The sequence below is a fragment of the Brucella sp. BE17 genome (genome assembly GCF_039545455.1).
Classification (GTDB): Bacteria; Pseudomonadota; Alphaproteobacteria; order Rhizobiales; family Rhizobiaceae; genus Brucella.
Window position 1 is genome coordinate 1,420,810 of record NZ_CP154468.1, and the last position, 6,691, is coordinate 1,427,500.

The following is a 6,691-nucleotide window of genomic DNA, read 5'->3' on the forward strand; positions in this document are numbered from 1 at the left end:
TCAGGACTCGTTAAATCCAAGCCAGAAGATCACGGCTGCAGCGAAGCATATGCTTGAGAAGAATGCGTGGGCGCATGGGTCGTATCGTGTATGAATTCTCCTCCAGTCCTTAAGCTTGCCGAACATGTTTTCGATTTTGTGGCGCTTTTTATAGAGCACCGGGTCATACGGGATGGCGAGTTTGCGGTTTGCCCGAGATGGAATGCACGCGGTAATCTTACGGGCTGCCAAGGCGTCTCGAAACCAGTCGGCGTCATACCCCTTGTCAGCCAACAAGGATTTGGCCTTGGGAAACGCGGGAAGCATCTTTGCCGCTCCTTTATAATCGCTCATCTGCCCTTCGCTCAGAAGCAGGATGAGTGGTCGACCGTGATCATCGCAGACGGCATGCAGCTTAGAGTTCAGCCCGCCTTTGGTCCGCCCAATACGTCTGGGAACATCCCCTTTTTTAGCAGACTGGCTGCGGTACGGTGGGCTTTCAAGTGGGTGGCGTCGATCATCAGTTGTTCGAGCTTACCGCGTTTGGCGGTCAGTTCGGCAAGAATGCGGTTGAACACGCCCAGCCTACTCCACCGGATGAAACGGTTATAGATCGTCTTGTGTGGACCGTATTCTCTCGGTGCGTCACGCCAACGCAGCCCATTGCGCAAAACAAAGATGATGCCACTCAAAATTAGACGGTCATCAACGCGCGGAATGCCGTGCGACAGCGGAAAATACGGTTCGATGCCGCGCATCTGCACCTCTGAAAACAACAGTAACTCACTCATCGCGGAACTCCTTTCGATCCAAATGAATCAAAGCCTCCGCAGAGGTGCAAGTTATTTAATAGGTCCTGACCCTAGGAGTGCAGTTGTCATTTTGGCATCACCAAAGACGGTGGGCCACTCACCGAACGCCAGATTTGTGGTGACGATGATCGAGGCCCGCTCGTAGAGGCTGCTGATGAGATGGAAGGGGAGCTAGCCACCAGCCTGGGCGAACGGGAGATAGCCCAGCTCGTCGAGAATAACAAAGTCGAGATGGTTGAGATATTCCGCGGTCCTGCCTTGCTTCCCGTTGCGTGTTTCAGTTTCAAGGCGATTGACCAGATAAACTACATTGAAGAAACGGCCACGTGTGCCATTGCGATTGAGTGCGCGCGCAATGGCAATGGCCAGATGGCTTTTTCCTGTTCCCGTGCCACCAACAAGAACAACATTTCTTTGATCGCTAACAAAAATGCCTGTGGCCAGCTCGCGAACCAAACCTTCGTTGATTGGGGTGCCAGTAAAGTCGAAGTCCTCAATTTCTTTAGCAAGAGGTAATTTGGCAATGCTGAGCTGGTATCGAATGGAAGGTGCTTGCTTTTCTGCAATTTCCGACTGCAACAGCTCACCCACAATACGGGGCAGTTCGTGCTGCCATTTTATGCCATTCCCCATCACCTCGTCATAGGCGCTGCGCATACCATAGAGCTTCAGCGTTCCCATGAGTTCAAGTACCTGCGTGCGTTCCATCAGCTTGCCCTCCTAAGGCTGTCATAGCTTGAACAGTCGGCGATTGGTTCATGCATCAATCGAAGTGCGTCTAGGAGTTGGAGTGTTGGAGCAGGAACGGGATCTCGACTGCGTGCGAGGATATTGATGATAACCGCCGCAGAACAAACGTTATGATCAAGCACTTCCTGGCATGCAGCATCGGCATTTGCCAATCCGTCGGAAGGTACGCATGCGAGGATGGTGACCATCTGCCAATCACCATCGTGAGCGCTCTGCAAACGTTTGCGGTTTTTCTCCATAGCGGCTGGTAAAACCCAATCGCGGAAAGGTGCGCCATTGCGTAGAGCGTCAGGTTTTCGAGCAAGAACAGGCACATAATGCCATGGGTCATAGACCGTTTCTCCTCAATTAAAGCTACGCGTATGCTCTGCGACCTTCACACCATCCTGCCGGATGATAATCCGATCTGCATAGACATAAACCTCTACAGGGCGACCAACTGCAGTTGAAACAACCGAGTATTTATTGTTGTCAAAGCGAACGGTGCAGGTTTTGGATATCGACGCTGGAACACAGTGAAAGCCGTCGAATGGGCCAATATATGGTACGAGACTTTTTCGTTCTTCCGCAAATACCTGCCAGATCATGCACTGTGTTTGTTCAGGATGACGATGTGCTTTTGCATAAGCGATACATTTATCGAGAAGCCAGACTTTGAGCTCTTCCAAACTTCTGACCCATAATCGCGGTGTAAAAAACCGCTCTCGAACCAAGCCCACCTGGTTCTCGACTTGTCCCTTTTCCCAACCTGATGCCGGAGTACAGGCAACAGGCTGAACAAGGTAATGACTGCACATTTGCTGGAACCGACGGTTATATTTCCTCTCTTTCCCGACAAAAATGGCATCAACAGCCGTTTTCATATTATCGTATATGCCGCGCGTACAAGCACCACGGAAAAACACAAAAGCTTTGTCATGCGCATCGAATACCATTTCCTGGCTTTCGCGCATGTAAGCCCGCGTAAACATCATCCGGCTATGACACAATCGAACGTGCGCAACCTTGATTGCGTCGTCACGCCATTGAGCCGAATAATCTCATGGCTCCAATCAAACTGATAAGCTTCGCCCGGCGTGTAATAGAGCGGAACGTAAGCGTCACTTGTCACTAATCCGCGTTTCTTAGGCCATGACTTGGCATAGCAGCGGACCGTGTCATAGCTCCCTTCATAGCCCAGCGACCGAACTTCTTCATAAATGCGGATAAGCGTCAATCGCTCACGAGATGCCTTACCTTCGTTGGAAATAAGAAAACGTTCAACGTCCCCCTTCCAAGACTCCATTCTCGGAAAGGGCTGATGTTCACGCTTGTAAGAGAACTCCGTCGCATCAGATCGCAGTATTTTGCGAACCGTATTACGAGAAACATGAAGCTCTCTGGTGATCTTCTTTACCGACCAGCCTTGAACATGGAAGGCGCGCCGGACACGAGCAATCGTATCCACTTTTTTAAACTCCCTACTCCATCCGCTGACTAAAAGTCAGATACTCGGATGAAATCTAGCAGGGATCAAAATTGAATATGTATTCGCCCGCTAGTGGGGGCAATATTCAACGCCGAAACACACATCGGCGCGTCGATGACCTCTGTTCTGGATCGCCACTTTCTTACGGCCTTTTCGTTGATCCCATAGCGCCGCGCGAGTTCTGCGACCGGAGCTTTCGATCGCTGTAGCTCTGCTCTGATGATGTGCGCGGTCTTGGCGCTGCCATGAAGAAATTGGACCATAGCGCTTTCATCTGTGAAGCGGGAAACAATACACCATCAAACTCCGGGAATAAACACATTCAACAGCCGGAATTGCCTGCCGTCTTCCAACCGATCCGCCATGAAATCCATGGACCAAATCAAATTTGGCGCATCTGGCACGGCCAGCGCATCGGGTTTGTCGCGCTGCAACCGCTTGCGTGGCTTGATCCTGAGGTTCAGTTCCAGCTCACGGTAGATGCGGTATACGCGCTTGTGGTTCCAGCGATGCCCCCGGACATTGCGCAGGGAAAGAAAACAAAGACCAAAGCCCCAGCTCTTTTTCGCCCTCGTTAGCCCGATCAGTAGATCGGCGATCTGCTCGTTTTCTTCGTTCAACTTGGCGCTGTAACGATAGCAGGTCTTCGCTGATGACCTTGCCCCGTTGAAATAATTCATTTTGAAGTAAGCTCTGGGCCTCTCAATGAGCCAGAGCTTACTTCAAAATGAATTATTTCAACGGGGCAAGGTCAATATGCTTCCGGGTTGGTTTTTGTGGAACGCCAAAAGCCTCCTTACGGAGGCTTTAAGTATTTGTGTTTGTTTGGTTTTTCGGTTGCGGGGGCAGGATTTGAACCTGCGGCCTTCAGGTTATGAGCCTGACGAGCTACCGGGCTGCTCCACCCCGCGTTATTGTTTGATTTGTGCGATATTTTTTTGTTTTTTTGCGATTGGACTGTTTTGCATGTTTTTTGAGAAGATGTTTTTGTGTGCTTTGCAGACCTGGCAGCGACCTACTCTCCCGCGTCTTGAGACGAAGTACCATTGGCGCTGGAGCGTTTCACGGCCGAGTTCGGAATGGGATCGGGTGCAGCCGCTCCGCCATAACCACCAGGTCGGCGAAGAACACAAATATGAGAAGCTGGTTTAGGGCAGCAGGGCAATAAGGGATTATGTTTTCCTTAGCGTGTCCTCTGCTCTTTTGTCTTTCATGCACTGATAAAATAAGCACACGACTGTGTGCCGGCGCTTTTGCGCCGCCCTCGCGGAGGATCAGCGGCGAAGCCGCGTACGATCCGTGAGCGCTATCAATCATCGAACTTCGTTCGATGGATATTGTAAATGGGAGTGATCAAGTCGATCGAGCTATTAGTACCGGTAAGCTACATGCGTTGCCGCACTTCCACACCCGGCCTATCAACGTGGTCGTCTTCCACGGCTCTGATAGGGAATACTCGTTTTAAGGTTAGTTTCCCGCTTAGATGCCTTCAGCGGTTATCTAGTCCGTATATAGCTACCCTGCTATGCGGCTGGCGCCACAACAGGTCCACCAGAGATACGTCCATCCCGGTCCTCTCGTACTAGGGACAGATCCTTTCAATATTCCTACACCCACGGCAGATAGGGACCGAACTGTCTCACGACGTTCTGAACCCAACTCACGTACCGCTTTAAATGGCGAACAGCCATACCCTTGGGACCTGCTCCAGCCCCAGGATGCGATGAGTCGACATCGAGGTGCCAAACAACCCCGTCGATATGGACTCTTGGGGGTCATCAGCCTGTTATCCCCGGCGTACCTTTTATCCGTTGAGCGATGGCCCTTCCACGCGGGACCACCGGATCACTATGACCGACTTTCGTCTCTGCTCGACTTGTCAGTCTTGCAGTCAGGCAGGCTTATGCCATTGCACTCGACGAACGATTTCCGACCGTTCTGAGCCTACCATCGCGCGCCTCCGTTACTCTTTAGGAGGCGACCGCCCCAGTCAAACTACCCACCATACACGGTCCTGGACCCGGATAACGGGTCGCAGTTAGACATCCATATAGGCAAGGGTGGTATTTCAAGGATGACTCCACAATGGCTGGCGCCACTGCTTCAAAGTCTACCACCTATCCTACACATGCCGACACGAATGCCAGTGTAAAGCTATAGTAAAGGTGCACGGGGTCTTTCCGTCTAACCGCAGGAACCCCGCATCTTCACGGGGAATTCAATTTCACTGAGTCTGCGTTGGAGACAGCGGGGAAGTCGTTACGCCATTCGTGCAGGTCGGAACTTACCCGACAAGGAATTTCGCTACCTTAGGACCGTTATAGTTACGGCCGCCGTTTACCGGGGCTTCAATTCAATGCTTGCACATCTCCTCTTAACCTTCCGGCACCGGGCAGGCGTCAGACCCTATACGTCGTCTTGCGACTTCGCAGAGCCCTGTGTTTTTGGTAAACAGTCGCTACCCCCTGGTCTGTGCCACCCCCACCTAGTTGCCTAAATGGAGGTCACGCTTCTTCCGAAGTTACGCGTGCATTTTGCCGAGTTCCTTCAACGCAGTTCTCTCAAGCGCCTTGGTATTCTCTACCAGTCCACCAGTGTCGGTTTAGGGTACGGTCTATATGCAGGAGCTATTTCCTGGAACCGCTTCACTGCAAGATCAATCCAATAAGACCTCACAATACACGCAATCCGTCACTACCTGCAGGCCCACGAATATTAACGTGGTTCCCATCGACTACGCCTTTCGGCCTCGCCTTAGGGGCCGGCTAACCCTGCTCAGATTAACTTTAAGCAGGAACCCTTGGACTTTCGGCGAGGGAGTCTCTCACTCCCTTTATCGTTACTCATGTCAGCATTCTCACTTCCGATACCTCCAGGATGTCTCACGACTGTCCCTTCGCAGGCTTACGGAACGCTCCGCTACCACGCACATTAAGTGCATCCACAGCTTCGGTGTATGGCTTTAGCCCCGGTACATTTTCGGCGCAAAGACCCTTATTTAGACCAGTGAGCTGTTACGCTTTCTTTAAATGATGGCTGCTTCTAAGCCAACATCCTGGTTGTTTTGGGATCCTCACATCCTTTCCCACTTAGCCATAACTTAGGGACCTTAGATGGTGGTCAGGGTTGTTGCCCTCTCCACGACGGACGTTAGCACCCGCCGTGTGTCTGCCCAGTAGTACTCCTCGGTATTCGGAGTTTGATTAGGATCAGTAAGACGGTGAGTCCCCATAGCCCATTCAGTGCTCTACCCCCGAGGGTATTCGCTGGACGCTCTACCTAAATAGATTTCGCGGAGAACCAGCTATCTCCAAGTTTGATTGGCCTTTCACCCCTAGCCACAAGTCATCCCAATCTATTGCAACAGATACGGGTTCGGTCCTCCAGTACATGTTACTGTACCTTCAACCTGCTCATGGCTAGATCACTTGGTTTCGGGTCTAATCCGACGAACTGAACGCCCTGTTCAGACTCGCTTTCGCTGCGCCTACACCTACCGGCTTAAGCTCGCTCGTCAGACTAAGTCGCTGACCCATTATACAAAAGGTACGCTGTCACCCAGAACAAATCTTGGGCTCCAACTGTTTGTAGGCATTCGGTTTCAGGTACTGTTTCACTCCCCTCGTCGGGGTGCTTTTCACCTTTCCCTCACGGTACTGGTTCGCTATCGGTCATGCACGAG

At 51.6% G+C, this 6,691-nt stretch carries 1 protein-coding gene, 1 tRNA gene, 2 rRNA genes and 4 pseudogenes (1 of these 8 cut by a window edge); all 8 read right to left on the reverse strand.

The genetic code is table 11. The features are described from left to right. Positions 1–770 (reverse strand): IS5 family transposase gene (locus AAIB41_RS17915; RefSeq protein ID WP_343314169.1). Its coding sequence is split into 2 segments (ribosomal slippage): positions 1–437 and positions 437–770, totalling 771 coding nucleotides; the frame shifts between segments, so codons are not numbered across the junction. 72 nt (positions 771–842) lie between these two features. After that, a pseudogene (gene istB, locus AAIB41_RS17920) lies at positions 843–1,499 on the reverse strand (IS21-like element helper ATPase IstB); the annotation flags it as partial. After that, positions 1,499–2,988, reverse strand: a pseudogene (gene istA / locus AAIB41_RS17925) (IS21 family transposase). The pseudogenes istA and istB, both read right to left, overlap by 1 nt. Positions 2,989–3,110: 122 nt before the next feature. Next, a pseudogene (locus AAIB41_RS17930) lies at positions 3,111–3,272 on the reverse strand (IS481 family transposase); the annotation flags it as partial. Positions 3,273–3,326: 54 nt separating this feature from the next. After that, positions 3,327–3,659 (reverse strand): annotated as a pseudogene (locus tag AAIB41_RS17935) (IS3 family transposase); the annotation flags it as partial. Between the two features lie 187 nt (positions 3,660–3,846). Then, positions 3,847–3,920 (reverse strand) — tRNA-Met (locus AAIB41_RS17940). 91 nt (positions 3,921–4,011) lie between these two features. After that, positions 4,012–4,126 (reverse strand): 5S ribosomal RNA (rrf, locus tag AAIB41_RS17945). Between the two features lie 232 nt (positions 4,127–4,358). Next, a 23S ribosomal RNA gene (locus tag AAIB41_RS17950) occupies positions 4,359–6,691 on the reverse strand (it continues 573 nt past the right edge of the window).